The following is a 25,092-nucleotide window of genomic DNA, read 5'->3' as shown; positions in this document are numbered from 1 at the left end:
TGTTTCCATCCCCCCACATTGAGAAGGTGATCGCATGTTCCGTGGACTCCTACGGACCGTGTCCGTACCGGCGTTACTGCTGACCCTCGCAGCCGCGCTCGCTGTGTCACCCGCCGCCACCGCGGCCACCGCCTCACCCTCCGCCGTCGCGGCGGTGGACCCCTCGAGCGCCGGATCGTTCGCCGTCACCCACACCGATCTGACGGTGTCCGCAGCGGGCCGTTCGTTCACGGCCCGCGTCTGGTATCCGGGGACGACCGCCGGAGCCGACGCCCCGGTGGCCGCCGGATCGCACCCCGGACTCGCCTTCGGCCACGGATTCTTCCAGGACATCTCCAAGTACGAGAGCCTGCTCAAGCACTACGCCTCCTGGGGATTCATCACGGTCGCCCCCAAGTCCCAGGGCGGTCTCTTCCCCAGCCACTCGGGATTCGCCGACGACCTCAACGCCTCCCTCACCTGGCTGACGGCTCAGAACACCACCAGCGGCTCTCGTTTCGCGGGTAGGGTCGACACGGCGCACCTCGGACTCTCGGGCCACTCGATGGGTGGTGGCGCCGCACTGCTGGCCGCCGGCCGCAACAGCGCCGCCAAAGCCGTCTCCACACTGGCGGCCGCTGAGACCAACCCCTCCGCCGTCGCCGCGTCCGGCACCCTGAACATCCCCGCCCAGTACGTCGCGGGCAGCGCGGACAGCATCGCCGGCGTCGCCGACAACCAGCAGAAGATGTACGACGCGAAGCCCTCGCCCGCCCAACTGCGCGTCATCACCGGCGGTTTCCACTGCGGGTTCGTCGACAGCTCGGGCATCGGCTGTGACAGCGGCTCCCTCACCCGCGCCGCCCAGCAGAAGCTCACTCAGGGAATCACCACCGCCTACCTGCTCTACACCTTGGGAGGCGACAGCTCCCTCTACGACCAGGTCTGGGGCTCCGCGGCCCAGAACCTGGCCGGAGTCGTGTACTCGGCCAAGCCCTGATCACGCGCGAAGCCGTACCGGTCCTGCACCGCACGAGCCTGTCATGACCAACCCGTGACCCCTGTCGTCCGACTGTGACGGCGGGGGTCATGTGGTTGCGTGACGCTGCCGGGGTGGCGAAACGGTGAGCAGTGGTCAGTCGGCCGCGGCCCCGATCCCGCTGTCGGGGCCTCTCGGTGCGTCGCGTTCAGCCATTCACCGGCCCATGGGGACATAACGGGTGTTGCGGATCCGTACAGCTCAGGAGCCTTCACTTCTTGAAGACATACCGCGACCGGGGAAAGCTCGGCGCTCGATTCCGTTCACAGCCTTGACGTGTCAGCAACAAGGCCGTAACCATCAGTCATCCGGAGAGCGCTCTCTCATTCGGCGACCAACCCACAGGAGACGCCGTGAGTGGAAGACCCCCGTACCGCTTATTCCGCCGCCCCATCGCGCGTTCGCGCCGAACCGTGCTGTTCACCGTCGTCACCGCTCTGCTGGCGACCTGTCTGCTGGCTCTGGCGCAGGCGCCCGCCCAGGCGGCCGGAACGCTGTTGTCGCAAGGAAAGCCCGTCACCGCCTCGTCGACCGAGAACGTCGGCACCCCCGCCTCCGCCGCGGTGGACGGCGACGCCGGCACGCGCTGGTCGAGCGCCGCCACCGACCCGCAGTGGCTGCAGGTCGACCTGGGCTCGACCTCCACGATCAACCAGGTCGTCCTCAACTGGGAGACCGCCTACGCCACGTCGTACAATATCCAGACGTCGGCCGACGGTTCTTCCTGGACCGAGGTCTACTCGACCACGACGGCCACCGGCGGCACTCAGACACTGACCGTCAACGGCACCGGCCGCTACGTCCGCATGTACGGCACGGCGCGTGCCACCCCCTACGGCTTCGCCCTCTGGGAGTTCCAGGTCTACGGCACCAGCGGCAGCGGCGGCACCGGATGCTCCACCACCAACGCGGCGCTGAACAAGCCCGCGACGGCCTCGTCCACCGAGAACGCAGGTACCCCCGCGTCGGCCGCGGTCGACGGCAGGAACGACACCCGCTGGTCGAGCACCGCCGCCGAACCTCAGTGGATCCAGGTCGACCTGGGCGCCGCACAGAGCATCTGCGGCGTTCAGCTCAGCTGGGAGACCGCCTACGGGAAGGCCTACCAGATCCAGGTCTCCGACAACGGCACCACCTGGACCACCGTGTACCAGACGTCCACCGGTGTCGGCGCCACCGAACTCCTCACCCTGACCGGCTCCGGCCGCTACGTCCGCATGTACGGAACGACGCGGGCCACCCAGTACGGCTTCTCGCTCTGGGAGTTCCAGGTCTTCACCACCGGGACCACCCCACCGCCGGGCGGCGGCAACGCGGTACTGCTCTCCTACAAGAAGCCCGCCACCGCGTCCAGCGCACAGGACGACGCGCAGTGCGGCGGCTGCACCCCCGCCAAGGCCTTCGACCACGACCCGGCCACCCGTTGGGCCACGGCAGCGGGCACCGGCTGGACCGACCCGCAGTGGATCAGCGTCGACCTCGGCGCGAGCGCGCACGTCACCCAGGTCGTCCTGCAATGGGACCCGGCCTATGCCAGCGCCTACAGGGTCCAGGTCTCGGCCGACAACACGAACTGGACCGACGTCTACACGACGACCACCGGCACGGGCTTCAAGCAGACCCTGAACGTCGACGGCACCGGCCGGTACGTGCGGATGTACGGAACGGCGCGCGGCACCGCGTACGGATACTCCCTGTGGACCTTCGACGTGTTCGGCACCGGAGGGAGTCCGACCGCCCCGCCGCCCAACCCGCCCGACCCGGGCAACCCCGAACACGTCGTCTTCCAGGACGACTTCAACACGCCGGCCGGTACCACGCCGGACGCCTCGAAGTGGACCCAGGACACCGGCCCCGGTGTCAACGGTGAGCTGGAGTACTACACCAACGCCAGGAACACCACGATGGACGGCGCCGGGAACCTCGTCATCGAGGCCCGCAAGGAGGCCACCCCGGGCTCCAGTTGCCCCACCGATCCGCTGACCGGTTCCACGACCTGCCAGTACACCTCGGGCCGTATCAACACCTCCGACCACTTCAACTTCACCTACGGACACGTCGAGTCACGGATCAAGGTGACCGGCACGCAGGGACTGTGGCCCGCGTTCTGGCTGCTGGGCTCCGACTTCAAGACCGGTACCCCGTGGCCGGCCTGCGGTGAGATCGACATCATGGAGCACATCGGCAAGGTGCCCGACACCGTCTACTCGACCCTCCACGCGCCGGCCTACAACGGTGGCGGTGGCTTCGGCTCGCCTTACCAGGTCGCGGGCAGTGACTTCTCGTCCGCCTTCCACACCTACGCGCTGGACTGGGACTCCAGCCACATGACCTTCACCGTCGACAACAACGCCTTCTTCACCGTCGCCCGTTCCACACTGGAGACGACGAAGGGTCCATGGGTCTACGACCACCCCTTCTACATGATCCTCAACAACGCGGTGGGTGGTGACTGGCCGGGCGCGCCGAACGCCACCACCGTCTTCCCGCAGAAGATGCTGGTCGACTACGTGCGCGTCTCGCAGTAGGCGAGCGGCCCCGGCCCCCGTCCAGCCCCTGTGGCGGGATGCCCTGCGCATCCCGCCACAGGAGCCGGATCGGACCGAGCCTGTTGGCTCACACAGCCGGCCCACGAAGACATGGGCCCGCGGGCCCGGCGATGACGGAAGGGCATGTCATCCGTCGGAGTCCGATCCGATGCCGCTCGAACGAGGTTGGTACGAACCGCTGTTGGGACGAGCCCGAAACGCCCGCAGGGTCCGGGAACGCCGGCTTCGCGCGCATCTCCGATACGCCGCCGTGCGGTCGCCGTCCAGCTCCTCGAAGTTGGGATCGCCCCGGTCGGCTGCCCTTCGCCCGCCCGCCCGCAGGCGCCAGGCCGCGTATCGAGGTGACGCCGAAAGGCCCCCCTCGACCGGGCAGCGCGATCCGTATCGCAGGGACCCGGACGCGAAGGGGGGAAGTCGGATGTCGCGGGTCCGGCGGCAAGTAATCGGCATATACACCGGCGCGATCGGCCGTACCCCACTTGACCAGTTGCGAGGTCGACACGAAAGGGTAAGGGTGGAAAAAGGGGAATTATGCACCCGAGCATCGAACGGAGTTTCTGATGCGAGCGAGAAAGGCTGAACTGTATGCGCGCGACCTGGCGGAGGCGCGCTGGGTCAAGAGCAGCAAGAGTGCTGGTCCCTACAGGCCGGACTGCGTCGAGGTGGCAGACCTCGGCGGCGGAGCTGTTGCGGTCCGTGACTCGAACAACAGGGACGTGCAGCCTCTGCGGTTCACCGCGGAGGAATGGACGGCGTTCCGAGACGGTGTGCGCGAGGGCGAGTTCGGTTGAGAACATCCCGCGTCACGCCACCACTTGACCGGGCCCGCCGCTCTGGAAGCGGACCCGGTCCTCGTGAGCGCGTCGCGTCCCTGCACGCCGTCCGGGGCTGATCGAGGATTCAGGGTGGAGGCGGGGGACCCGTCGGGCTTGTGGCACCGGACCGCCGGACCGGGCAGTTTTCGAGAAGCGTGGGGGACCCGGCCTCCCCTACCGTCGTAGCCATGAAGTCCATCGATTCCGTCACCCTTGAGGTGGCCGACACCACGGCCGCCGCCCGCTTCTACTCCACCGTCTTCGGGCTGGACCCGTCGCACGTGCGTCTACGTACCTCCGAAGCCCCCACGACGGGCTTCCGTGGGTTCACCCTGTCACTGGTGGTGTCCCAGCCGGGCAACGTCGACGCCCTGATCGGCGCCGCCCTCGCCGCCGGCGCCACCGCCCTCAAGCCCGCCTCGAAGTCGCTGTGGGGCTACGGCGGCGTCGTTCAGGCCCCTGACGGCACGATCTGGAAGATCGCGACGTCGGCGAAGAAGGACACGGGCCCGGCCGGCCGGGACTTCGACGAGCTCGTGCTCCTGCTGGGCGTCGAGGACGTGAAGGCCACCAAGCGGTTCTACGTCGAGCAGGGCCTCACCGTGGGCAAGAGCTTCGGCGGCAAGTACGTGGAGTTCGCCACCGGGCCGGGTTCCGTCAAGCTGGCCCTCTACAAGCGCCGCGCTCTGGCCAAGGACGCGGGTGTTCCCGCTGACGGCGCCGGATCGCACCGGATCGTGCTCGCCGGCGCCATCAGCCCGTTCACCGACCCGGACGGGTTCGTCTGGGAAACCGCCGCCCCTCTGACAGCCACCGTTTGATCCGAAGTGTGCGCGTCGACGGGTTCGAGAACAGCTGGTCGGCGACGCCGGGTCGCCATGATCAACGCCGCGCACTGGACGGTGCACCCGCATCCGCCCCCCTGCCGCTGTGACGAAGCCGCACCCCCATAGCCCTGCTCCGCGTTGTGGCCTCAGCCACAGTACTCGGCCGCCGGAACTGCTGGAACGCCGACCGGAGGGCGCACCGCCCCCATGCCTGGCCGGATCCGGCGTCGAGCCGGGAAGTTCGGTCACGGAGAGTGACGCTTGACGGTAAGTGAACGAGCGTTTTATTTTTTTACCGGTCGACCGGTCGACTACTCGATCGGAACACTCACCCTCCCTGGAGGAGACAAACATGAGTACGCAGGTTCAGAAGGTCGCGGTCATCACCGGCGGTTCGCAGGGCATAGGGGCGGGGCTGGTAGAGGCCTACCGCAAGCTCGGTTACGCCGTCGTCGCCACCTCCCGCAGCATCGCCCCCTCCGATGATCCGGCCGTGCTGACGGTGCGGGGCGACATCGGCGCCCCCGACACCGGCAGGCGCGTCATCGAGGCCGCCGTCGAACGCTTCGGCCGCATCGACGCCCTGGTCAACAACGCGGGGTTCTACGTGGGCAAGCCCTTCACCGAGTTCACCGAGGACGACTTCACCTCACTGGTCGCCGTGAACCTCAGCGGCTTTTTCCGCATCACCCAGCAGGCCATCCCGCACATGCTCGCCCAGGGCGGCGGACACGTCGTCCAGATCACCACCAGCAACGCCGACCACGCGATCGGCATCATCAATGGCAGCCTGGCCTCCCTGACCAAGGGCGGCCTGCAGTCCGTCACCAAGGCACTCGCCATCGAGTACGCCACCCGAGGCATCCGCTTCAACGCCGTCGCCCCCGGCGTCATGAAGACCCCCATGCACGCCGTCGAGACCCATGAGTTCCTCGACGCCCTGCACCCCGTGGGCCGCATGGGCGAAGCGAGCGACATCGTCGACGCCGTGATCTACCTGGAGAACGCCCCCTTCGTCACCGGTGTCATCCTGCCCGTCGACGGTGGCCAGAGCGCCGGCCACTGACCGCCCGTCTCCTTCGGTCTTGTGGCGGAGCGCGCCTCGGGGCCCGGCAACTCGGCCCGTGGATGCCGGCGGGTCCGCGACGCTCTGGCTCGTCCAGGGGCTGCGCGCCTGCCGGGACTGTCCCTCACCCCTCTCAGCGGATTCCCCTTCACGGACCCTCGGAGCGTCTCGATCACGCCGTCACGGGTGTCCTGAGCCACACGACCCGTGGCGGGCGCACCAGGGCGAGGAGGCGTCGCAGCGGTCCCGTCGGCCCTGCTCAGCTGGTGAGAGGGGTCCAGCCGCCGCGCGCGTACCAGTAGCGCGGCAGGCCCTTGATGCTGCTGGTGCGGAAGGCGACGCCGTGGTCGTCGACGCGCTCGGTGCCGGTGCGGCCCCGCGAGGACCAGTCGAGCTCCAGATACCAGCGGCAGTCGCAGCCGGCGGTGCGGGCGTCGACCAGCAGCACCTCGGGATCCTTCGAGGACACCCGGTAGGGCATGCGTGTCGCGGGAGTGCTCGTTCCGCCCTCACCGCCCGGGACGGAGCGGGCGATCGGTCGGTCCATGTCCAGATCCACGGCGAACGAGCGGGGATTCATGTCACTGCCGCAGCCCTGGCCTGTGGAGTAGACGGTGCCCTTCATCGGGGCGGCCCGTCCCACGACGCGGACCCGCAGCGCTTCCAGGACGACGGCCGCATCCGTCCGCCCCTGGACGGAGAGGGCGACGAGTGTCTGGCCGCCGTGCACCGCGTCCTGGGTACGCGCCCAGGGGGCGGCGTCCTGCGGAGCCGGGGGTGGCGGCACCTGCCGGGGCGCCTTGTCGATGACGTAGTCGTGATCGCAACCGAGTTCCCAGAGCTGGGAGTTCGCGGTCCACGTGAGGGGCGGGGCGGCGGGGACGGCCTTGGCGGAGGGGTTCGTGGAAGGGCTCGACGAGCGGTCGCCCGTTGCCGGCGCCTTCGGTGAGGCTGTGCCGGGCGGCAGGCGGCGCGCGGTGGAGGCGGATGCCGACGGTATGGGGAAGCCGTGTCGTGCGCCCGCGGTCGTCGTGCCGGACCCCTGATGGTCGCCGTTGGACGAGGAGTTCCGGGGCAGCAGGGCGGACAGGCCGCCCAGGGTGGCGATCAGCGTGGTCACGACAGCCGCGGTGACCGCTAAGCGGCGCCTGTGCCAGGGCTTTCGCGAGGTGGGGCGTGACGCCGCGTCGTGCTCGCGTGACGAGCCGGCAAGGCTTTCCGCGGGGGTTTGCCGGGGTCCGGACGAGGGGCCGGGTTCTGCCTCGGGTACGAATGCGGCGGCCGTGGTGGAGACGGAGTCGGCGGTCACCCCCGACGGGAGTTCAGCCGCCCCGTCGGCCGGAGGGATCTCGCAGTCCGCCGAGCGGACTCCGGCGACTTCCGGCGCGGGCTCGGTCACTGTCCGGGACCGTTGTCGTGCGGCCACTGCCAGGACCCACCGCCGGTGCAGCTCGATCCGTTCGGCCGGACTGGCCTCGCACATCGCGGCGAACCGTTCCACCGGTGCGAAGCCGAGCGGCACGGCGTCCCCCGCGCAATACCGGTGCAGCGTCGAGGCGTTCATGTTCAGACGGCGCGCGAGTGCCGCGTAACTGCGGTCCGTACGGTCCTTCAGGCGCCGCAACAGCGCCGCGAACTCCTCCACCTCTTCCTGGGACGGCACCGGTTCCCCCTGCCTCGCGTCCCAGGACGGCATCCCAGGCACTCCCTATAAGGAGAGGTCAAAAGGCCTGGGACGGTTCCACCGTTGCGGATGGGGCGGCGTCCGTTGTGCCCGGACCGCGGGGCCGCCGATGCTCTTGGTGTCGCCGGAGCCGCTCCCGCCACGCCACGTGAGCCGAGAGGGCGGCCCTCGCACACGGCGACACACCTCCGGACCCATCGAAATCGGGGAAACACACTGATGAACAGCAACACGACTGCCCGCAGGCGCGTCCGCCGCACCGCTCTGATCGCCGGCCTTGTCGCCGCCGTGACCCTGCCACTGGGGCTCACCGCGTCGGCACAGGCGTCCGCTCCTGCCCCTGTGAAGGCGTCCGCCGTCGCGCCGCGGTCGGTCAGCGGCACGTCCGGCCAAGTGGTGACCCGGGTCGCCGACTTCTACGGCGCGTACATCGACGCCAAGGGCGACTACGAGGACCCGGACGCCACACTGGCCACGGTGCTTCGCAAGCACTACCTGACGCCCGACTTCGCCCAGAGGCTGGCGGCCTGGGAGGACGAGAACGGCGCCGACGGTGTCCTGCGGGCCCAGAACGTTCCCGCGCGGTGGAAGGTGACCGACAACGGCGCTGTGGGCAACGGGCACGAGGTCATCGTCACCCTGACCTTCGGCAGCGGGGGAACGACGGGAACGACGCAGAAGACCAGGCTCTTCGTGCTGGTGGAGCGGTACAACCGCATCGTCGACATCGAGACCACGAGCGCCCGCTGACGACGGAGCCGCGCCGCCCGGTCCGTCTCGGCCGGGGCCCTGGGACGGGAAGGCGGATGCATCCCGGGGCTCCGGGTTGCGTCCCTGCCCGGGGTGGCAGCCGGCGCCGTCCCCAGGGCCACCCTCCGCCGGAAGTCGGGACCGTGACACCCGGGTCGGCCGCCGGGGCGATGACTCACGCGGCGGACGGGCGGCCGTCTTCGACGAAGAGCGGTACAGGGAACGTCATCCGGAGGAGGCGGTCCGGAAGGGCCGGGTGCGGCTGGTAGACCGTCGCAGTGGTCCTTGAAATCTGTGGCCGTCGGCCGTGCCGAGCGAAGCACGCTCGACATGGAGGTGGGACAGGGCTGTGGCCAGGGGATCTTCGGGAGTGCGTACGACGAGCCCCTGGAGGCTCCGGGAGCGAGCTCTGCAGCGGGTCATGGCCGGGTGGGGACGCCCCCCTCGACCTCCGCGCTCTCACGTCAGAGATCCTTCGCAGGGTCGTCGTCGACCCGGTGGTCGCCCGGGTTGTTCTTCTCCCAGAGTGCGTGATGCTGCCTGGCCCAGGACCGGGTCACGAACCCGGTGCGCAGACCGCGCCGTGCCTCGGGGTCATGGGAGGCCATCCAGATGTGGCCGCCGATGAGGACTCCCAGGAGCAGCGCCAGCCAGTCGTGGACGAAGGTCGCCCCGGTACGCGCGAAGAGGGGCGTGAGCTTCGGGAACCACTTGATGAGCCCTGTCCCGATCATGACGAGTACGGCTCCGGCGGCGACGGCCGCGTACATCTTCTGGCCCGCGTTGAACTTTCCGGACAGGTGGGGGCGGTAGCGCAGGGTCGCTCGCAGCCAGCCGCGATCGTGCGGGGTGAAGCGGTTCAGCCGGGTGAGATCGGCGCGGAAGGCCCGGGAGAGGAGGCCGGCGAGCAAGGGGAGGGGGAGAGCGATGCCCGACCACTCGTGCACGATGACCAGGAGGTGGCGTCTGCCCACCAGTTCGCCGAGCGTGGGGAGATACAGGAAGGCGGCGGATGCGATGGCGGTCCCCATCAGCGCGGCGGTGGTGCGGTGGATCCAGAACTCCGCGACGGTGAAGCGACGCAGCAGTTGTTCCTTGCGGGCCACGGCTTCTCGTGTCGGGGACTTCGAGGCTTCAGGAGGTCGGGTCATCGTCGCGTCCGTTCGTCTTGCCGACCCATCCGTCGATGTCGTAGCCGCGCCGTTCCCAGTAGCCGGGCGTGACGCTGTCCGTGACGGTGATCCCGGAGAGCCACTTCGCCGACTTGTAGAAGTACAGCGGTGCGGCATACAGCCTCACCGGACCGCCGTGTGCGGCGGCGACCGGCTTGTCCTGCATCTCGTAGGCGACGAGCATGTCGGGTCGTTGGGCCTGCTCCAGGGTCAGGCTCTCGCTGTAGACGGCGTCGAAGCAATCGAAGAGCACCGCTTTGGCGCCCGGCTGCACTCCGGCGCTCTTCAGCAGATCCGCGAGCCGGACGCCCGCGAAGGGGGTCTGCGGCACCCGCCAGCCGGTGACGCACTGGACGTCCCGGACGAGACGGGTGCGGGGCATGGCTTTGAGTTCGTCGAGTGTGTACGTGGCCGGGCGGTCGACGAGGCCCTGGATGGTGAGCCGGTACTCGTCGGGCGAGCGGTGCGGGATGCTGTCGGCAACGGAGTAGAACTGGAAGCCGCCACCGCCCGGCAGCAGTCCGACCAGCCCTGTGGGGTCCTTGCTGGCGGCTTCGGCCAGCAAAGCCTCCGTCGTGTTCTGCAGGCGCGCGGCGGCGGGGACCGCGACGGCGCCGAGCGCGAGTACGCCGAGGACGACCCGTCGTCCGACGGGTCGCCCCACGCGGTCCTCGTCCTGGCTCAACTCTGCTTCCCGGAACGCAGTTTCCTCACTCCGCCGACGAGCATCGCGAGGCCCACCGCGGCCACCACGATGCCGATCAGCAGCCACTGGGACTGGCCGTTCATGCCGCCGCTCATGCCGTATGCGCCCGATCCTTGCAGGCCCCAGTTCACGCCGATGAGGAGAAGGAGAGCCCCGCCGATCACACGTACCCAGACCTTGTTCATTGCCGTTCTCCTGACGTAAGGGCGACGGCATCTGCCGTGCGACCCGATCTGCGGAGGCCATGGTTCCACGGGCTGCCCGGACGCAGTGGACTGCGTCTGCGGCGTACTGCTGTTCGGATCAACCCAGGGTCTCGGCGAGAGCCTGGGTTGATCCGCTGGGGCGTGACATCGGGTTCGTGCCGGCGCGGCACCGCGCCGTCCTTGCCCACCAGGAACTTCGTGTTGTTCCACCGGACTTCGTCGGTGTCAGCAGCCTCGGGGCGGGTCTTCCTCATGTGCTCGCACAGGAAGTGGTCGGGGCCGAGGTCGCCCGGCGCCTGCGGGCGCAGGTGCGGCGGTGGTGACGGCGAAGGCGTGGACGCTCATGTGCGTGCTCCTGGTTGGGTCGTACGGCCGGCCATGGGGCGCACGGGGCTGGGGTCAGTCGAGCGGCAGGGCGGGAACCCTGAGCTGCTCGGAGTCTGCCGGGGTGTCCTCGATCGTCGTGGCCAGGGGCTTCTCGGTCACGAAGGCCAGCAGCACCGCGGCGATGCCGAGCAGCGGGACCAGGTAGAGGAAGACGGGCGTGAGGGCGTCGCTGTAGGCGTTCACGATGACGTCCCGGACCGCTGCGGGCAGGTGGTGCACGGCGTCGGGGGTCAGCGAGTTCGCGCCGCCGCCGGCACCACCCGCGCCGAGGGAGGCGCCGGTGAGCAGGTCGGTGAGGCGCGTCGCGAACAGGGTCCCGACGATGGCCGCGCCCAGGGAGGCGCCGATCTGGCGGAAGTAGTTGTTCGCGGCCGTGGCGGTCCCGACCTCGCGGGCGGGGAAGGTGTTCTGCACGATGAGAATCAGGATCTGCATGCTCAGGCCGAGCCCGATGCCCATGACACCCAGATACGTGCAGGTGACGACCACCGAAGTGTCCGCGGTCATGGTCGACAGGAGCGCCAGGGAGACACCGACGACGACGGAGCCGATGATCGGGAACGCCTTGTAGCGGCCCGTCCTGCTGACCAGGTTTCCGGACAGCGTCGAGGTGACCAGCAGGCCGCCCATCAACGGGATCATCAGCAGTCCGGCCTTGGTGGCGCTGGCGCCGGTGACCATCTGGAGGTAGGTCGGCATGTACGCGAGCGCACCGAACATCGCGATGCCGGTGATCAGGCCGGCGGCGGTGGTGAGGTTGAAGTTGCGTTCGCGGAACATCCGCAGCGGCATCACGGGCTCGCTCGCGCGACGTTCGACGAACACGAAGCCCGTCGCCGCGGCGACCGTGAGGGCGATGAGGCCGAGGATGACGGCCGACGTCCAGGCGTAGGTGGTGCCGCCCCAGACGGTGGTCAGGACCAGCGCGGAGGAGGCCACGGCCAGGAGCGCGATCCCGGTGACGTCGATGCGCGGGCGCTCCTGCTTACGGGTGTGCGGGTGGAGGAAGAACACCGCGGCCGTGATCGCCAGCGCGCCCAGGGGCAGATTCATCCAGAACGCCCACCGCCAGCCGATCCCCTCGGTGAAGAAGCCGCCCATGAGCGGGCCGGCGACCGAGGAGAGCGCGAAGACGGCCCCCATGATGCCCATGTACTTGCCGCGTTCCCGGGCCGGGACGATGTCGGCGATGATCGCCTGCGACAGAATGATGAGCCCGCCTCCGCCCAGACCCTGGATGGCGCGGCCGATGATGAGCGCGGTCATGCTGTCGGCCAGACCGCCGACCACGGACCCGACCATGAACAGGCTGATCGCGGCGATGAAGATGCTCTTGCGCCCTATGAGGTCGCCGACCTTGCCGTAGACCGGCATCATGATCGTCGAGGCGAGGATGTAGGCGGTGGTCACCCACAGCATGTGGTCCACGCCATGGAGCTCACCGACGATGGTGGGCAGTGCGGTGCTGAAGATCGTCTGGTCCAGCGACGCCAGCAGCATCGCGACCATCAGCCCGGAGAAGACCAGCCAGATGCCGCGTCGGCTCTCTCCGCCGGACGCCTTGCCGGCGAGCTGTCCGGCGGGCGCCGGGTTGATGGTGCTGGTCATGCAAGTCTCCTGAGAGTGGTGCGTACAAGTGCGAGGGCGCGCTGCTCGATGACTTCGGCGTCCCGTATTCCCGGCCCTGGTGCGTCTTCGCCGGTTTCGGCGTTCTCCGCCCAGTCCAGGACGGCGGAACGGACCGCGCTGGCGCACAGCGCCAGGACGATGGCGCCGTGAGCTTGACTGTCGGGGCCGGTCTCGCCGCCGCGCGATGCGCGCCGCGCCAGGATCTGGCTGACGTGTCCGGCCAGCCGGTCCCTGCGTGCGTTGAGCTGGGCGAACTGGCCGGCGACGATGTCCGGGTACCGGCGGATGATTTCGAGGCGCCGGCGGTGCAGTCCGGCCTCCACGCTCTCCGTGATGCCCATCGTCGCCATCACCACGTGGATGACCGCTACCACCGGGTCCAGCTCGTCGACGTTCGAGAGCTGCGCCGTCATCACGTCCTCGTCGGCCTGCTTCGGTCGCACACCGAGAACGGCGGCGTCCTTGCTCTCGAAATAGTTGAAGAAGGTGCGGGGCGAAATGTCGGCGCGCTCACTGATCGCGTCGACCGTGGCCGCCTCCAGTCCGTCGCTCAGAACCAGTTCGACCGCCGCCGCCTCGATACGGGCTCGAGTCTCGGCCCGCTTGCGATCCCGCAGTCCCGGCTTCGGTGCTCCAGCGTCCATAATTCATACAGTATGGCAAACATGCAGTCACGCAAAAATGCTGAGCTGCACCTTCGGATACGGAGCTCAGTCGCTGCGGGGGTACGTGGGGCGGGCGGTGCTCGCGGGCGCGGACGCGGTGGTCCCGCCGGCGGTGACCGAGGCCGTGCGGGACGCCTCGACCGCACTCGCCGTACGCGAGGTCTCGACGGCGGGCCAGGTCTTCGTCACCGGGCACTGGGTCACCACCCGCCGCGAACTCCGACAGCCCGCAACCGGCTGACCCACAGCCGGATACCATCCCCGGCGATGACGGCCAGGGCGACTTCTACGCCTCGCGACATCCGGCGGTCCGGGTTTTCTCGCTCACCCGCATTCCGGCCCCGGAGCCCACCCCGCACACTCGCTCGGGTGCCATCCAAGGCCTTGTGTCCAGAACGCGCCGAGTGCCATCACGCAGATGAGCCCTGACTGCCTCTGACGCTCCCAGCCGGTACGGGCGTCGCGGCCGCGGTGCACGGCGGCCGCTCAGAGGTGGCCGTCGAGAACCCCCCGCACCTCGGCGATGGTCAGGGACCCCGTGCCGTGTGCCACCGCCTCTCCTTCCTTCAGCAGGACGTACGAGGGGGCTCCGGTGATCCCGTACCGCCGGGTTGCGGCCGGACAGCGCGTGATGTCGGTACGGACGGCCGTCAGGCGGCCTGTGTACTCGTCGGCGATGTCGCCCACGACGAGGTCCATCGCCCGGCAGGGTTCGATTGCCTTGGGCCATGTCCCAGTGAAATACGCGAGGACCGGGACTGCGCTCATCCTGAGGATGAAATCGAACTCCGCATCCTCACGGGGTTGGTGAACCGGCTTCGCCATGGAAGCTCCTGACCTCGCGTTCCGTCATTCCGTCCCCATCATCCCCCGCGCGGTGCGGCAGGCCGGCCCGCGGGTGATCGACACCGGCGGGCCGGGAGACCCGACGACCTGGCGGGTCAACGAGCGGCCGGCCCACGGTCGGTGCGCAGCCCCGCTCCAGTCGCATCCCGACCTGCCCGAGCACCGCGCCGGGTGGGCCACTGGCTCACCTGGACGGGCGCCTCTGTACGTCGGCCGACGTGGGCGGGCTTGACCGGAGTCGTGGATCAGTTCGTGACCTGGACCAGCAGTATGGCGATGTCGTCGGTGCGCGGCTTGAGCGAGGCATGGTGGAGGAGGGTCTCGGTGAGGCCTTCGACGTCGTCGTTCGGGGCCTGGGCCAGTCGGTCGGCGAGGGCGCCGATGGCATCGTCGATGTCGATGCCGGGTGCTTCGACGAGCCCGTCGGTGTAGAGCGCCAGAGTGACGCCTGAGGACAAAGCAAGGTCCACTGCCGGATAGTCGGCGTCGGCGGCGATGCCGAGCAGTGGTCCCGGGGGCACTACGAGGACTTCCGTACGGCCGTCGGGACGGCGCAGGAGTGGCGGCGGGTGTCCGGCCGTGGCCAGGAGTGCCCGGCGCCGGACCATGTCGAGCTGGATGCAGAGGCAACTGGCGAAGAGACCGGGATCGAGGTCGCACATCACCTGGTTGGTGCGGGTCAGGAGATCGTCCGGGCGCATGCCCACGGCGGCGTGGGTGTGAACGGCGGTACGCAGCTGGCCCATCAGGGCCGCGGCGCGGACGGTGTGGCCTTCGACGTCTCCGATGACCGCTGTGACGCTTGCGGTGCCGCATCGGATGAGGTCGTAGAAGTCGCCTCCGACATCCATGCCGTGAGCCGCGGGCAGGTAGCGGGCGGCGGTCCGCAAGCCGGGAACAGCGGGTAGTCGTTGCGGGAGCAGACCGGTCTGCAGGGTGCGGGCGAGATCGTCCCTGGCTTCGTGCAGGCAGGCCCTGTCCAGGGCTTGAGCGACCAGTCCGGCCACTGACATCAGGAGATTGCGCTCCGTCGTCGGGAACTGTCGGGTCCGGTCGAAGGACAGTACGAGAATTCCCACCGGCCGGCCGCGGATGACCAGCGGCAGAAACGCCCACGCGCTCCTGGTGTCGTACTGGACAGCGTCCGGGTAGGTCTGCCGGAACTCGGCGAAACTGCTGAAGAACATGGGGCTGTGCCCGGCGAGGGCCTTCGCGGGCGGATTGTCGGAGGCCAGGGAGTGGCCGTCGAAGAGGGACAGGAAGGCGGTGTCGTAGCCGCGGTGACCGACGACCCGCAGTCGACCTTCGGACGCGGTCATCAGGATCAGGCCCGCGGCGCCGAAGGCGGGAAGGAACTGGTTGGCGATGGTCTCGGCGACATCGCTCACCCGTACCGTCTCCGTGAGGCTTGCCGCGAGGTGCATCAACAGGTGGAACGGTTTGATCTCCGTGGGCTCCACGAGAGGCGGCGCGGGTCGGCGCTGACCGGCCGGTGACGTCTGGGGGAGGGCCGACATGTGGACGCTGACACCGGAGGCATCTGGGTAGAGCTCGAAGGACAGACACCTATCGGGTGTGCGGGTGACGGTGAAACGAGCGGGCTGGTGGCCGATGACCGTGGCACGGAACCGGTCCTCGAAGTCGGGACCACTGAGCCACCGCAGACGCTCCCAGGGTCGTGCACCCAGCAGGTCGGCCGCGCCCACTCCGAGCAGGTCGCTAGCCGCATCGCTCGCGAAGGTGATCCGGCCTTCCAGATCCAGGGACATCGCCCCGGGAAGCCGCACCGCATAGTCGTAGGCCGCCAGTGCTCCGGCGTGGTCGGGAGTGCTGGACCGTTCCGCAGGCAGTGCCATGGGACGCTCGCCGGGCAATAGCGGCTGTCCCCGGTGTGCCGCGCGCTCCAGCAACAGGCCCGCGCGGTGGCAGAACGCCTCGATCGCCCCCTCTTCGCGCGGGCTCAGGTGCGTGGGGTGCGACGGAGGCCACAGCAGGCAGGCGGTACCCCGCACGACCTCACCGGCGACGACCGGGGCAGCCGCCACGGCGTGGTCGGGAACCATGAGGGCGAGCCGGGGATAGCGGAGTGCCAGCTCCTCGGGGTCGCCGACCCAGACCGTGCGCCTTTCGCGCGTCGCGTCTGCGGCCGGAATCGCCTCTTCCACATGGATTCGTGCCCAGGGGGAGACGACGGTCCAGGACGCTCCGTACAGCATCGCCAACCGCAGGACCGGCTCCTCGGGCGGCAGAAGGAACAGCATGGCGCTCGACGCGTCGGCGTCCGTCACCAGGCGCCGGAAGAGGCGGGCCAACTTCTTCCAGTCCTGTACGGAGCCCGACGCGGCAGACACCACGACCGTCACCGACCTTCCTGGAGACCGGACACCCGACCGGTCACCGCCTGCCCGGCCGGCTCCACCCTGATTCCGGAGCCGACCGAGAGTGCCACCTTTACCCGAGACATACATTGACAATAGCTATGAAAATTCATGAAAGTACTGCAAATACTTTCATTCATGCATGACGCACACGCGCCGGGAGCGGTGTCGGGGTGGAGGACATGTGTGCGTCGCAAGTGCCGGATCGAGGAGCTTCACCCTGCCCGGACGCCGGGCGATCACGGGACAACGCTCAGCGCGGTGCGTGCCAGCCCGCGCAGCCAGGCGTGGGCGTGGTCGGTGTCGTAGCGCTGATGCCACGACAGGTACACGGGTGCCGAGGGTAGTTCGACCGGGAGGGGGAGCACGGTCAGGCCGAGGTCGGCGACTGCGGACCGGGTGGTGGCTTCGGGAACGCTGATCAGGAGATCGGAGCCGCGCGCGAACTCCAGCGCGGCCGCTTCCGTGGGCACGGTCGCCACCACGCTGCGGGTCAGGCCGAGTTGTGCGAGGGCGGCGTCGACGGCGTTGCTGAGGTTTCCGCGTCGCGAGACGGTGACGTGCTCGGCGTCGGCGTACTGCTTCGCGGTGACGGTCTTGACGCGCGCGAGAGGGTGCCCCTGCCTCACGACGATGACGAGGCCGGTCTCGCCCACGCTCTCGGCACGGATGTCCGGTGCGCTCGGGCGGTTGGCGTTCGCCTCCAGGTCGACCTCGCCGCGGCGCAACTCGGGTGTGTCGATGCTCGATTCCGCGACGAAGCGCAAGCGCACACCCGGCGCCTGTTCGCGGACGGCCGCGAGCAGTGCGGGGCCGCTCAAGGCGACCAGTGAATCGTGCCAGCGGAGTGTGAAAGTGCGCTCCAACGTCGCCAGATCGAGTTCGTGGCTCGGTGCCAGCACTCCCTGGACCTGATGCAGCAGCTCATGCACCTGTTCCCGGACGGCGATCGCGTACGGCGTCGGGGTCATCGTGCGGCCGGTGCGCACCAGGATCTGATCCCCGGTCGTGCGCCGGATTCGACCCAGACTCCGGCTCATCGCGGGGGCGGTGACGTGCAGGCGCGCGGCCGCCCCGGCCACACTTCCCTCCTCCAGCAGCGCGTCGAGCGCGGCGAGCAGGTTCAAATCCAATTGCATTTGAGTAATCCTAGTCGTGCTTGACATGCATTTGAAGTTAATCGGGTGGCTGTATACCTTCGAGATGAGAGCGCAAGACGGAACGGGCGGCTCGGCCCGGCCGGCCTCATCCCCTCCTCACCAGGGAGCACCACCATGTCCGAAACGCTTCAGACCACCGACGCCCCCGCCTCCGACGCCGACCTGCTCGGCCAGACCGTGACCGCCGTGCGCGCGGCCGGTTCGGCGCTGCGGGAGCGCTTCGGCGAGGTGGTCCGCTACCAGACCCGCGAAGAGCTGATGCGCGCGCTCGCCGCCAACGACGACACGGCCCTCGACATCCTGCGCCCCCGTCTCACACGCCTGCGTCCGGGCGCCGGCTGGGTGGAGGACGAACTGGACGGCGGGGCGCTGCCGTCCGGCGAATGGTGGGTCGTGGATCCGGCCGAGGGCAATGTCAACCACCTGCACGCCCTGCCGGAGTGGGCGGTGACCGCCACGCTCGTGCGCGACAACCAGCCGGTGCTCACCGTGGTCCACCTGCCGTTGACCGGCGAGACCTACACCGCGCTCACCGGCGGGGGCGCGCACCTCGACGGCAGGCCGCTGCACGTCTCCCGGGCCGCTGACCTCGGCCTGAGCATCGTGGCCACCAGCCAGGCCCGGCCGGACGAGGACGAGGAGGTCGTACGGCGCGTCGGCTCCTCGATCACCGCGATGCTCTTCGACGCGCTCGTCGTCCGCACCGCCGTGCCCGCGACCCTGCACCTGGTGAACGTAGCCGCCGGCCGGATCGACGCCTTCTGGCAGTTCGCCGGCGCCCGCGCTGACCTGCTGCCCGGGGCGCTGCTCGTCACCGAGGCCGGCGGACGGATCTCGGACGCCGAGGGCCGCCCCTGGACCCCGCGGAGCGAGAGCCTCCTGGCAGCCGCGCCCGGCGTCCACGCCGAGGCCGTTGCCACGCTCTCACGCTGACCGCACACCACCACCCGCACGCACGGAAAGGACCAGATCATCATGACCACGATCGCAGTTCTCGGAAACGGCCGCGTCGGCGGCAACCTGGCCACTGCACTCACCCGGGCAGGGCATGAGGTGACCGTGGCGGACCGCGCGCCGGGCGCCGCCGCCGACGCTGCCCGGACGGCGCGGATCGTCATCAACGCGACCCCGGGCGCCGGCTCACTGGACCGGCTCGTCGCCCTGCGCGTGGAACTTCGCGGCAAGATCCTCGTCGACGTCTCCAACGCCACCGTCGACGGACCGGACGGACTGCCCGGCGACCTGATCTACCCCGGTTCGAGCCTCGCCGAGCAACTTCAGGAAGCACTCCCCGAGACGCGCGTCGTCAAGACCCTCAACACCATGCTCTTCCCGGTGATGACCGCGCCGGCCGTGCTCACCCAGGCGCCCGACGTCTTCCTCTCCGGCGACGACCCGCAGGCCAAGCAGACCGTCCGCGAACTGCTCACCGACCTCGGCTGGCGCAAGGAGTGGATCACTGACCTCGGCGGGATCCGGACCGCCCGCGCGACGGAAGCCGCGATCCTGTTCGTTCCGCACGTGATGCGGTCCAGCGGATTCACGCCTTTCGCGATCTCGATCGCCCGCTGATCCGCACCCCGTGCGGGAATCCGGCTGGAATTCACGGTGATTCCCTGGCGCTGGGTGGTCGAGCGGACCTGCGGTCGGCTCATCCGCCTCGGCCGGCGTACCCGCGACCACGAAATCCGCACTCGCCGTCTCGAAACGGTCATCACCCCGCGGTGATCGGCCCCCTCATCCGCCGGCTCACAGCGAAGCCCTGCCCAACCGGCCCGCGGCGGACCGGATGTGAATCCGCCTTCACGGGGTAGGCGAGCGTCACGACGCGGGGCGGGCCGACGCGCTGCTTGAGGGAAAGTCAGCGAATGCAATTCGACGACGACGCTGCCCTGGACACGTCCGAGGTGCAGGACAATCGAGGCGGAGCGCTGGGCGGCATACCCGGCGGCGGGAAGACCGTCGGCGGTGGAGTGGTCGGGCTCCTGGTGCTGGTCGCATCGGTGGTCTTCGGCGTGGACCCGGGCCTGTTCGGCTCGGACGGCACCGCTTCCGCACCGGGCACCGGTACCGGATCGGGGAGGTCCGCCGCCGACCTGGCGGCCAACTGCCGGACCGGGGCCGATGCCAACCGCAAGGAAGAGTGCCGGATCGTCGCCGTGGTCGACAGTGTCCAGGCGTTCTGGAAGCAGACGGAGACGACCGCCGGCAAGTCCTACGAGCCGGCCCCGACGTTCCTGTTCACCAGCAGCGTGAACACGGGCTGCGGGAACGCCACCTCCGACGTCGGCCCCTTCTACTGCTCCGCCGATGACAAGGTCTACCTCGACCTCGGGTTCTTCGACGACCTGAGCGGCAAGTTCGGTGCCAAGGGCGGGCCTTTCGCCGAGGCCTACGTCATCGCGCACGAATACGGGCACCACATCCAGGACCTCAGCGGCACGATCTCACGGGGCAGTGGTCAGGGCCAGAACAGCGGCTCGGTGAAACTGGAACTCCAGGCGGACTGCTACGCCGGAGTGTGGGCCCACCACGCCACCACCACACGTGATCCCAGGAGCGGAAAGCCACTGATCACCGAGCTGACCCAGGACGACATCAACCGCGGACTGGACGCGGCCGCCGCGGTTGGCGACGACCGCATCCAGGAGCGGTACCAGGGCAAGGTCACGCCCGACACCTGGACCCACGGCTCCGCGAGTCAACGCCAACAGTGGTTCTCCACCGGCTACGGCTCCGGCAGCGTCGCCCGGTGCAACACCTTCGGTTGAGGAACGTGCCGGAGAACACGAACAACGTGGGAACCGCGTCCCCGCTGGCGGCTGGCGGCTGGTGGCTGCTGCAGGTCCCGATCTGCCGGAACGGAACGGAACGGAACGGAATGGAACGAGACGGGACGGCCATGGCTGGTCTGGAGCGCCCTGCGGCGACCACAGCAGGGGAGGGCCTCTCTCCCGCTGCGCGTACTTCGGTGAATCAGTCCCGCGTGGCGCCGTGGGGCCAGATGACGCGTATGGGAAGGCCGACACTGTGCGCGTACGCGACGACGTCCGCGGTGCCGCCGTAGCCGCGGGCAGGTCGCCCGTCCCATACCGCGATCAGTTGGTCTGCGAGGCCCACCACGATCTCGCTGCCCGCCTGATGGGCCTGCGATGTCGACTCCTTCATGCCGGTGTGATGAACGTCGACGGCCCGCGCCATCAGTTCGTCGTACACCGGGTAGTGCCAGGCGGGCAGGTTCTCGCGGTACTCGGCCGCTGGGATGACGGCCTCCAGCCGGCCACCGTGATCGAGGACGGCCTGGGCGAACCAGACGTCAGGTCCGTCGGAGATGCAGCTGATGGCCACCAGGTCCTCGGCGTCGTAGGCATCGACCACCTTGGCCAGCTCGGCGCGCACTTGGGCTTCGACCTTCGCGGACAGGCCTCGGTGGCCCGTGATGCCCAGACGCATGCCGCCTTCTCCCTTCACAGGTATCCGCCGCGCGGCAGGGTGTCGCAGTCGCGCACATTACCGGGCGCGGACGGCCGGACGTGGGCGTGGTGGAAGGCGCGGGCCCACAGGAGACACTCCCCGACGACGTCGAGTTCGCGAACATCCCCCGATGGGCCCTGCGAATGATCGCGGCGGTCTTGGACGCCGGATCGGGCGGGTTGGGTCCGCGGTCAGGGCACGATGTAGTTCGCGGCGCGGAACAGTTCGTACCATTCCGCACGGGTCAGTGGTACGTCCGATCCGAGGGCGGCGTCCGCGACGCGCTGCGGTGTGGTCGTACCGATGACCACCTGCATCCGTGCGGGGTGCCGGGTGATCCAGGCTGTCGCGATGGCCAGGGGAGGCACATCGTACTTCTCCGCCAGGCGGTCGATGACGGCGTTGAGCTGAGGGTGGCGCTCCGAGCCCAGGAACGGTCCGTCGAAGAAACCGGCCTGGAAGGGTGACCAGGCCTGCACGGTGATGTCGTGCAGGCGGCAGTAGTCCAGGAGCCCGTCGTCGCGGCTGACCGACTGGTCCAAGCCCTGCATGTTGGCTGCGACGCCCTGCGCGATGAGCGGGGCGTGCGTGATCGACAGCTGGAGCTGGTTGATCACCAGCGGCTGACTGACGTGACGCTTCAGCAGGTCGATCTGCCGGGGGGTGTGGTTCGAGACGCCGAACGCCCTTACCTTGCCTGCCGTGGCGAGTTCATCGAACGCACGCGCGACCTCCTCGGGTTCGACCAAGGCATCGGGACGGTGCAGCAGCAGGATGTCGAGGTAGTCGGTGCCAAGAGCCTTGAGTGAACCGTCCACCGACTCGATGATGTGTTCGTAGGAGAAGTCGAAGTACGGGCCTTCGCGGACGATGCCCGCCTTTGACTGGATGATCAACTTTTCGCGCTGTGAGGGGCTCAGCCGCATCGCCTCGGCGAAACGCCGCTCGCAGCCGTGCAGTTCGCTGCCGTATACGTCGGCGTGATCGAGGAACGTGATACCGGCGTCCATCGCGGTGGCGAGGAGCTCTCGTACCTCCGCGTCACTCTTTTCCTGGATGCGCATGAGGCCGAGCACGATGTTCGGGGCGACCAATTCGGTGCCGGGCAGCTTGAAAGTCTTCACGATCGGGTCCTTGTCCGTACGTAGTATGCCGTGCCGGTGCTGGGTGCCTCAGGCCGCCGACAGGCGGGAAATCTGCTCGGCACTGAGATGGACGTCGGTGGCGGCCGCTGAGTCACGGATGCTTTCGGGGCGAGAGGACCCGGGAATCGGGATCACCACGGGCGCGAGGGCAAGCTCCCAGGCCAGGGTCACTTGGTAGACGCTGACGCCCACTTCGTCCGCGACGTCCCGGAAAGCGGTGTGCCGCGCCGAGAGTTCGGGCGCGTTCGCTATGCCGCCCAGTGGGCTCCAGGGCAGGAACGCGATCCCCAGTCGGTCGCAGTGTTCCAACTCGCGCAGACTTGAACGGAACCTGGGCGAGAACTGGTTCTGTACCGAGTGGAGCCGACCACCGAGGATCTCGTTGGCCTCGTCGATCTGGTCCACGGTCGCGTTCGAGATGCCCGCCATGCGGATCGCGCCCTCGTCGAGCAGGTCACGGATCGCACCGATCGAGTCGGCGTACGGGACGCGGGGGTCGGGGCGGTGGAACTGGTAGAGGCCGATCGCCTCGACGCCCAGACGCTTGGCCGACTCCTTGGCGGCCTGCTTGAGATGGGCCGGATCGCCGTTCACGGTCCAACTGCCGTCGCCGGGCCGCAGGTGGCCGCCCTTCGTCGCGACAAGCACGTCGTCCGGTCCCCGGCCGTACGCGCGCAGAGCCCGGGCGATCAGCTCCTCGTTGTGCCCGACCTCGCCGGCGTCGCGGTGATACGCGTCCGCCGTGTCGATGAGCGTGACACCGGCGTCGAGCGCGGCGTGGATGGTCGCGATCGATCTGCGGGTGTCGGGGCGGCCCTCAATGGACATCGGCATGCCGCCGAGCCCGATCGCCGATACCGTCCGTCCGCCGATCGTGCGTTGCTTCATCGAACGTCTCCTCCGGATGTGGAAGACAAGTGGTCGAGGCCTTCCCGCACGGGAGGTCTGCGTGGCCGAGCCTAGGAATCATCGATTAGTAAGTCCAACAGTTGCCGGCTATGGCATTGAGAAATGGAATGGATAAGTAGATGTGCGGAAGATGCGGTACGCGCGGTGCCTGCCGGACGGCGTCACGTCACACAGAGATCGTCTTCTCTCGTTGTTTCATCCTGAATCTTCCGTTTGTTCTGCGGGGTCCGGTCGCGGCAGGAGACGCTGTTCTCGTTGGTGGGGCGGCGGGCCATGAGGTCGGTCATGGCTCCGTTGGTCCGGGGCTTGCGTCGAGTGATTGCCAGGTCGATGCCGAGGGGCGGCCGGGCACTTGGCGAGGTGCTGACGGCATCCGCCGTCGATCCGCACCTGGCGGTGCCCGGGTGTTCGGAGGTGACCTGGTCCAGGAGTCCGGTGGCGGCGACGGAGTTCCGCGTGCTCGCCGCCATGAGGTTCTCAGCGTGGACGAACAATACGCCGCTGATTGTCCATCGCGAGAGGGCCTCGCTTCCGTAGAGTCAGAATGACGCGATGGTAAGGGAATTCAACGGTGTCCTTTCCGCGGGGCCGAGGCCGGCCGGCCTCGGACATCTGCCCTGCTCCACCACTTCAGGGGCGTCTCTCTTCATCACCGGCCGGGCCGCGGAGCCAGTTCGCCGGAGCCGCGCAGGATCAGATGCGTCTCCACCAAGACCGTGCGTGCCCGCGCGCGGTCCCCCGCCAGTCGCCTGATCGCGATGGCTCCCGCGGTCGCGCCCACGGCTGTTGGGTTCTGGGCCACGACGGTGAGGGCCGGTTCGAGGATGGACGCGATCGGGACGTCGTCGAAGGCGACGACCGCGATGTCCTTGCTCCCGCCGCGGGCGAGTTGGGTCAGCACTCCGAGCGTCATGGTGTTGTTGCCCGACAGCAGGGCAGTCGGCGGGTCCCGCAGGTCCAGGAGCCGTGCCGTCGCCTCGGCTGCGGTCTCGGGGTCGTGGGCGTCTGCGATCAGAGCGCGGTCGTGCGAGAGACCCGCGTCGGCGAGCGCCTCTCGGTAACCGGCGAGGCGCTCCCGCCGGGTGTAGAGCCTGGTCGGCAGGTCTCCGACGAACCCGATCCGGCTATGGCCGCCGGCGATGAGGTGAGCGACGCCCTCTCGGGTGCCGGAGCGGTTGGTGCTGACCACGGTGTCCGTCGTCAGACCGGTACCCGGGCGGTCGAGGAAGACGACCGGCATACCCGCCGCCCGGTGTACCTGGAGTCGGGAATGCTCGGATCCCGCTGCCGGAGCCACCATGAGGACGCTCACCCGGCGTGCCAGGAACGTGTCGATCAATGCCTGTTCCCGATGGGGGTCGTCGTGCGACGAGCCCATCAGCAGGGTCAGGCCGCGGGTGCGCACGGCGTCCTCGATGCCGCTGGCGACGGCGCCGAAGAAGGGGTTGCTCATGTCGGGAACCACCAGGCCCACGGTGGTGTCCGGCCCCCCGGTCCGGATGGACCGGGCCATCAGATTGGGCTGGAAGCCGAGTTTCGCCACGGCTTCCAGCACCCTCCTGCGTGTGTCGGGCGAGCTGGGACCATCCTCGTTGAGGACCCGGGAGACCGTCTTGGCGCTGACCCCGACTTCGCGGGCGACGTCGGCGAGCGTGGGTCTGCGGGCCGGTGTCATGGACTCCCGATTCTCTGGACTTCGCTTCCCA

General features: G+C 68.9%; 24 protein-coding genes. 10 read left to right on the top strand and 14 right to left on the bottom strand.

All coding sequences use genetic code 11. The annotated features are described in order from the left end of the window. The first annotated feature begins 34 nt into the window (after positions 1-34). The 5 genes from GFH48_RS01935 (at position 35) to GFH48_RS01915 (ending at position 6,275) form a co-directional block, all read left to right on the top strand. Positions 35-979: an alpha/beta hydrolase family protein gene (locus tag GFH48_RS01935; RefSeq protein WP_153286554.1), complete on the top strand. Its 945-nt coding sequence runs from the start codon at positions 35-37 to the stop codon at positions 977-979. A gap of 452 nt (positions 980-1,431) precedes the next feature. Continuing rightward, complete coding sequence (locus GFH48_RS01930) at positions 1,432-3,546, top strand: discoidin domain-containing protein (protein ID WP_228120269.1); 2,115 nt, start codon at positions 1,432-1,434, stop codon at positions 3,544-3,546. A gap of 581 nt (positions 3,547-4,127) precedes the next feature. After that, entirely contained in the window at positions 4,128-4,358 is a 231-nt protein-coding gene (locus GFH48_RS01925) for a DUF397 domain-containing protein (protein ID WP_153286553.1), read from the top strand. Positions 4,359-4,570: 212 nt separating this feature from the next. Then, positions 4,571-5,203 (top strand): VOC family protein, encoded by a 633-nt coding sequence (locus GFH48_RS01920; protein WP_153286552.1) that lies wholly within the window; start codon positions 4,571-4,573, stop codon positions 5,201-5,203. 358 nt (positions 5,204-5,561) lie between these two features. Continuing rightward, entirely contained in the window at positions 5,562-6,275 is a 714-nt protein-coding gene (locus GFH48_RS01915; protein ID WP_153286551.1) for an SDR family NAD(P)-dependent oxidoreductase, read from the top strand. A 259-nt stretch (positions 6,276-6,534) separates the two neighbouring features. Here the strand turns inward: GFH48_RS01915 and GFH48_RS01910 are convergent, their stop codons facing one another. Continuing rightward, positions 6,535-7,971 carry a helix-turn-helix domain-containing protein gene (locus tag GFH48_RS01910; RefSeq protein WP_153286550.1) on the bottom strand — a complete coding sequence of 479 codons (1,437 nt, stop codon included), beginning with the start codon at positions 7,969-7,971 and terminating at the stop codon, positions 6,535-6,537. A gap of 207 nt (positions 7,972-8,178) precedes the next feature. On the opposite strand from GFH48_RS01910, the gene GFH48_RS01905 reads away from it, so the two are divergent. Continuing rightward, the gene (locus tag GFH48_RS01905) at positions 8,179-8,709 is read left to right on the top strand and encodes a hypothetical protein (RefSeq protein ID WP_153286549.1); all 531 of its coding nucleotides are present in this window, start codon (positions 8,179-8,181) and stop codon (positions 8,707-8,709) included. 464 nt (positions 8,710-9,173) lie between these two features. Here GFH48_RS01905 and GFH48_RS01900 read toward each other — a convergent pair whose 3' ends face one another. The 5 genes from GFH48_RS01900 to GFH48_RS01880 form a co-directional block, all read right to left on the bottom strand. Next, positions 9,174-9,860 carry a cytochrome b/b6 domain-containing protein gene (locus GFH48_RS01900; RefSeq protein ID WP_153286548.1) on the bottom strand — a complete coding sequence of 229 codons (687 nt, stop codon included), beginning with the start codon at positions 9,858-9,860 and terminating at the stop codon, positions 9,174-9,176. Further along, entirely contained in the window at positions 9,844-10,566 is a 723-nt protein-coding gene (locus tag GFH48_RS01895; protein WP_194280463.1) for a molybdopterin-dependent oxidoreductase, read from the bottom strand. The genes GFH48_RS01900 and GFH48_RS01895 overlap by 17 nt, the downstream gene beginning before the upstream one ends. After that, a complete protein-coding gene (locus tag GFH48_RS01890) occupies positions 10,563-10,772 on the bottom strand; it encodes a hypothetical protein (protein ID WP_153286546.1) in 210 nt (69 codons plus the stop codon). The genes GFH48_RS01895 and GFH48_RS01890 overlap by 4 nt, the downstream gene beginning before the upstream one ends. A 420-nt stretch (positions 10,773-11,192) precedes the next feature. Beyond that, a complete protein-coding gene (locus tag GFH48_RS01885; RefSeq protein ID WP_153286545.1) occupies positions 11,193-12,788 on the bottom strand; it encodes an MDR family MFS transporter in 1,596 nt (531 codons plus the stop codon). Then, positions 12,785-13,453, bottom strand: coding sequence for a TetR/AcrR family transcriptional regulator (locus GFH48_RS01880; protein ID WP_153286544.1), 669 nt, complete (start codon positions 13,451-13,453; stop codon positions 12,785-12,787). Before GFH48_RS01880 ends, GFH48_RS01885 begins: the two co-directional genes overlap by 4 nt. 37 nt (positions 13,454-13,490) lie before the next feature. Between GFH48_RS01880 and GFH48_RS38910 the strand changes: the two genes are divergently transcribed. Continuing rightward, positions 13,491-13,715: a hypothetical protein gene (locus tag GFH48_RS38910; RefSeq protein ID WP_228120268.1), complete on the top strand. Its 225-nt coding sequence runs from the start codon at positions 13,491-13,493 to the stop codon at positions 13,713-13,715. A gap of 245 nt (positions 13,716-13,960) precedes the next feature. On the opposite strand, the gene GFH48_RS01870 is transcribed toward GFH48_RS38910, so the two are convergent. The 3 genes from GFH48_RS01870 to GFH48_RS01860 form a co-directional block, all read right to left on the bottom strand. Next, on the bottom strand, positions 13,961-14,299 hold the full coding sequence (locus tag GFH48_RS01870) for a thioredoxin family protein (RefSeq protein WP_153286543.1): 339 nt from the start codon (positions 14,297-14,299) through the stop codon (positions 13,961-13,963). A 266-nt stretch (positions 14,300-14,565) separates the two neighbouring features. Continuing rightward, a complete protein-coding gene (locus tag GFH48_RS01865; RefSeq protein ID WP_194280462.1) occupies positions 14,566-16,683 on the bottom strand; it encodes a SpoIIE family protein phosphatase in 2,118 nt (705 codons plus the stop codon). A 254-nt stretch (positions 16,684-16,937) separates the two neighbouring features. Then, positions 16,938-17,837, bottom strand: coding sequence for a LysR family transcriptional regulator (locus GFH48_RS01860; RefSeq protein WP_153286541.1), 900 nt, complete (start codon positions 17,835-17,837; stop codon positions 16,938-16,940). A 135-nt stretch (positions 17,838-17,972) separates the two neighbouring features. Here GFH48_RS01860 and GFH48_RS01855 point away from each other — a divergent pair, with 135 nt between their 5' ends. The 3 genes from GFH48_RS01855 (at position 17,973) to ypfJ (ending at position 20,629) form a co-directional block, all read left to right on the top strand. Further along, on the top strand, positions 17,973-18,791 hold the full coding sequence (locus tag GFH48_RS01855; RefSeq protein ID WP_153286540.1) for an inositol monophosphatase family protein: 819 nt from the start codon (positions 17,973-17,975) through the stop codon (positions 18,789-18,791). Between the two features lie 42 nt (positions 18,792-18,833). Beyond that, positions 18,834-19,430 carry an NADPH-dependent F420 reductase gene (locus GFH48_RS01850; protein WP_153286539.1) on the top strand — a complete coding sequence of 199 codons (597 nt, stop codon included), beginning with the start codon at positions 18,834-18,836 and terminating at the stop codon, positions 19,428-19,430. A 296-nt stretch (positions 19,431-19,726) separates the two neighbouring features. Further along, positions 19,727-20,629 (top strand): KPN_02809 family neutral zinc metallopeptidase, encoded by a 903-nt coding sequence (ypfJ, locus tag GFH48_RS01845; protein WP_153286538.1) that lies wholly within the window; start codon positions 19,727-19,729, stop codon positions 20,627-20,629. A 205-nt stretch (positions 20,630-20,834) separates the two neighbouring features. On the opposite strand, the gene GFH48_RS01840 is transcribed toward ypfJ, so the two are convergent. The 5 genes from GFH48_RS01840 to GFH48_RS01825 all read right to left on the bottom strand — a co-directional run bounded on the left by GFH48_RS01840 (position 20,835) and on the right by GFH48_RS01825 (position 25,061). Then, on the bottom strand, positions 20,835-21,311 hold the full coding sequence (locus GFH48_RS01840) for a hypothetical protein (protein ID WP_194280461.1): 477 nt from the start codon (positions 21,309-21,311) through the stop codon (positions 20,835-20,837). Between the two features lie 212 nt (positions 21,312-21,523). Beyond that, positions 21,524-22,456, bottom strand: a complete 933-nt coding sequence (locus GFH48_RS01835; protein ID WP_153286537.1) for an aldo/keto reductase — start codon at positions 22,454-22,456, stop codon at positions 21,524-21,526. A gap of 48 nt (positions 22,457-22,504) precedes the next feature. Next, a complete protein-coding gene (locus GFH48_RS01830; RefSeq protein WP_153286536.1) occupies positions 22,505-23,365 on the bottom strand; it encodes an aldo/keto reductase in 861 nt (286 codons plus the stop codon). Between the two features lie 182 nt (positions 23,366-23,547). After that, on the bottom strand, positions 23,548-23,856 hold the full coding sequence (locus GFH48_RS38425; protein WP_194280460.1) for a hypothetical protein: 309 nt from the start codon (positions 23,854-23,856) through the stop codon (positions 23,548-23,550). Positions 23,857-24,035: 179 nt separating this feature from the next. Then, entirely contained in the window at positions 24,036-25,061 is a 1,026-nt protein-coding gene (locus GFH48_RS01825) for a LacI family DNA-binding transcriptional regulator (protein WP_153286535.1), read from the bottom strand. Positions 25,062-25,092 lie beyond the last annotated feature (31 nt).

Origin of the sequence: Streptomyces fagopyri, assembly GCF_009498275.1 — a bacterium.
Lineage (GTDB): Bacteria > Actinomycetota > Actinomycetes > Streptomycetales > Streptomycetaceae > Streptomyces > Streptomyces fagopyri.
This window is presented reverse-complemented; position numbering and strand designations above follow the sequence as displayed.

What these genes read in the sequence shown, in the direction of transcription:
- GFH48_RS01880 (WP_153286544.1), bottom strand. Translation starts at nt 13,453, where the DNA reads ATGGACGCTGGAGCACCGAAGCCGGGACTGCGGGATCGCAAGCGGGCC.
- GFH48_RS01885 (WP_153286545.1), bottom strand. Translation starts at nt 12,788, where the DNA reads ATGACCAGCACCATCAACCCGGCGCCCGCCGGACAGCTCGCCGGCAAG.
- GFH48_RS01935 (WP_153286554.1), top strand. Translation starts at nt 35, where the DNA reads ATGTTCCGTGGACTCCTACGGACCGTGTCCGTACCGGCGTTACTGCTG.
- GFH48_RS01850 (WP_153286539.1), top strand. Translation starts at nt 18,834, where the DNA reads ATGACCACGATCGCAGTTCTCGGAAACGGCCGCGTCGGCGGCAACCTG.
- GFH48_RS01920 (WP_153286552.1), top strand. Translation starts at nt 4,571, where the DNA reads ATGAAGTCCATCGATTCCGTCACCCTTGAGGTGGCCGACACCACGGCC.
- GFH48_RS38425 (WP_194280460.1), bottom strand. Translation starts at nt 23,856, where the DNA reads ATGGCGGCGAGCACGCGGAACTCCGTCGCCGCCACCGGACTCCTGGAC.
- ypfJ (WP_153286538.1), top strand. Translation starts at nt 19,727, where the DNA reads ATGCAATTCGACGACGACGCTGCCCTGGACACGTCCGAGGTGCAGGAC.
- GFH48_RS01925 (WP_153286553.1), top strand. Translation starts at nt 4,128, where the DNA reads ATGCGAGCGAGAAAGGCTGAACTGTATGCGCGCGACCTGGCGGAGGCG.
- GFH48_RS38910 (WP_228120268.1), top strand. Translation starts at nt 13,491, where the DNA reads ATGCTGAGCTGCACCTTCGGATACGGAGCTCAGTCGCTGCGGGGGTAC.
- GFH48_RS01900 (WP_153286548.1), bottom strand. Translation starts at nt 9,860, where the DNA reads ATGACCCGACCTCCTGAAGCCTCGAAGTCCCCGACACGAGAAGCCGTG.
- GFH48_RS01890 (WP_153286546.1), bottom strand. Translation starts at nt 10,772, where the DNA reads ATGAACAAGGTCTGGGTACGTGTGATCGGCGGGGCTCTCCTTCTCCTC.
- GFH48_RS01840 (WP_194280461.1), bottom strand. Translation starts at nt 21,311, where the DNA reads ATGCGTCTGGGCATCACGGGCCACCGAGGCCTGTCCGCGAAGGTCGAA.
- GFH48_RS01825 (WP_153286535.1), bottom strand. Translation starts at nt 25,061, where the DNA reads ATGACACCGGCCCGCAGACCCACGCTCGCCGACGTCGCCCGCGAAGTC.
- GFH48_RS01860 (WP_153286541.1), bottom strand. Translation starts at nt 17,837, where the DNA reads ATGCAATTGGATTTGAACCTGCTCGCCGCGCTCGACGCGCTGCTGGAG.
- GFH48_RS01910 (WP_153286550.1), bottom strand. Translation starts at nt 7,971, where the DNA reads ATGCCGTCCTGGGACGCGAGGCAGGGGGAACCGGTGCCGTCCCAGGAA.
- GFH48_RS01855 (WP_153286540.1), top strand. Translation starts at nt 17,973, where the DNA reads ATGTCCGAAACGCTTCAGACCACCGACGCCCCCGCCTCCGACGCCGAC.
- GFH48_RS01905 (WP_153286549.1), top strand. Translation starts at nt 8,179, where the DNA reads ATGAACAGCAACACGACTGCCCGCAGGCGCGTCCGCCGCACCGCTCTG.
- GFH48_RS01915 (WP_153286551.1), top strand. Translation starts at nt 5,562, where the DNA reads ATGAGTACGCAGGTTCAGAAGGTCGCGGTCATCACCGGCGGTTCGCAG.
- GFH48_RS01870 (WP_153286543.1), bottom strand. Translation starts at nt 14,299, where the DNA reads ATGGCGAAGCCGGTTCACCAACCCCGTGAGGATGCGGAGTTCGATTTC.
- GFH48_RS01830 (WP_153286536.1), bottom strand. Translation starts at nt 23,365, where the DNA reads ATGAAGCAACGCACGATCGGCGGACGGACGGTATCGGCGATCGGGCTC.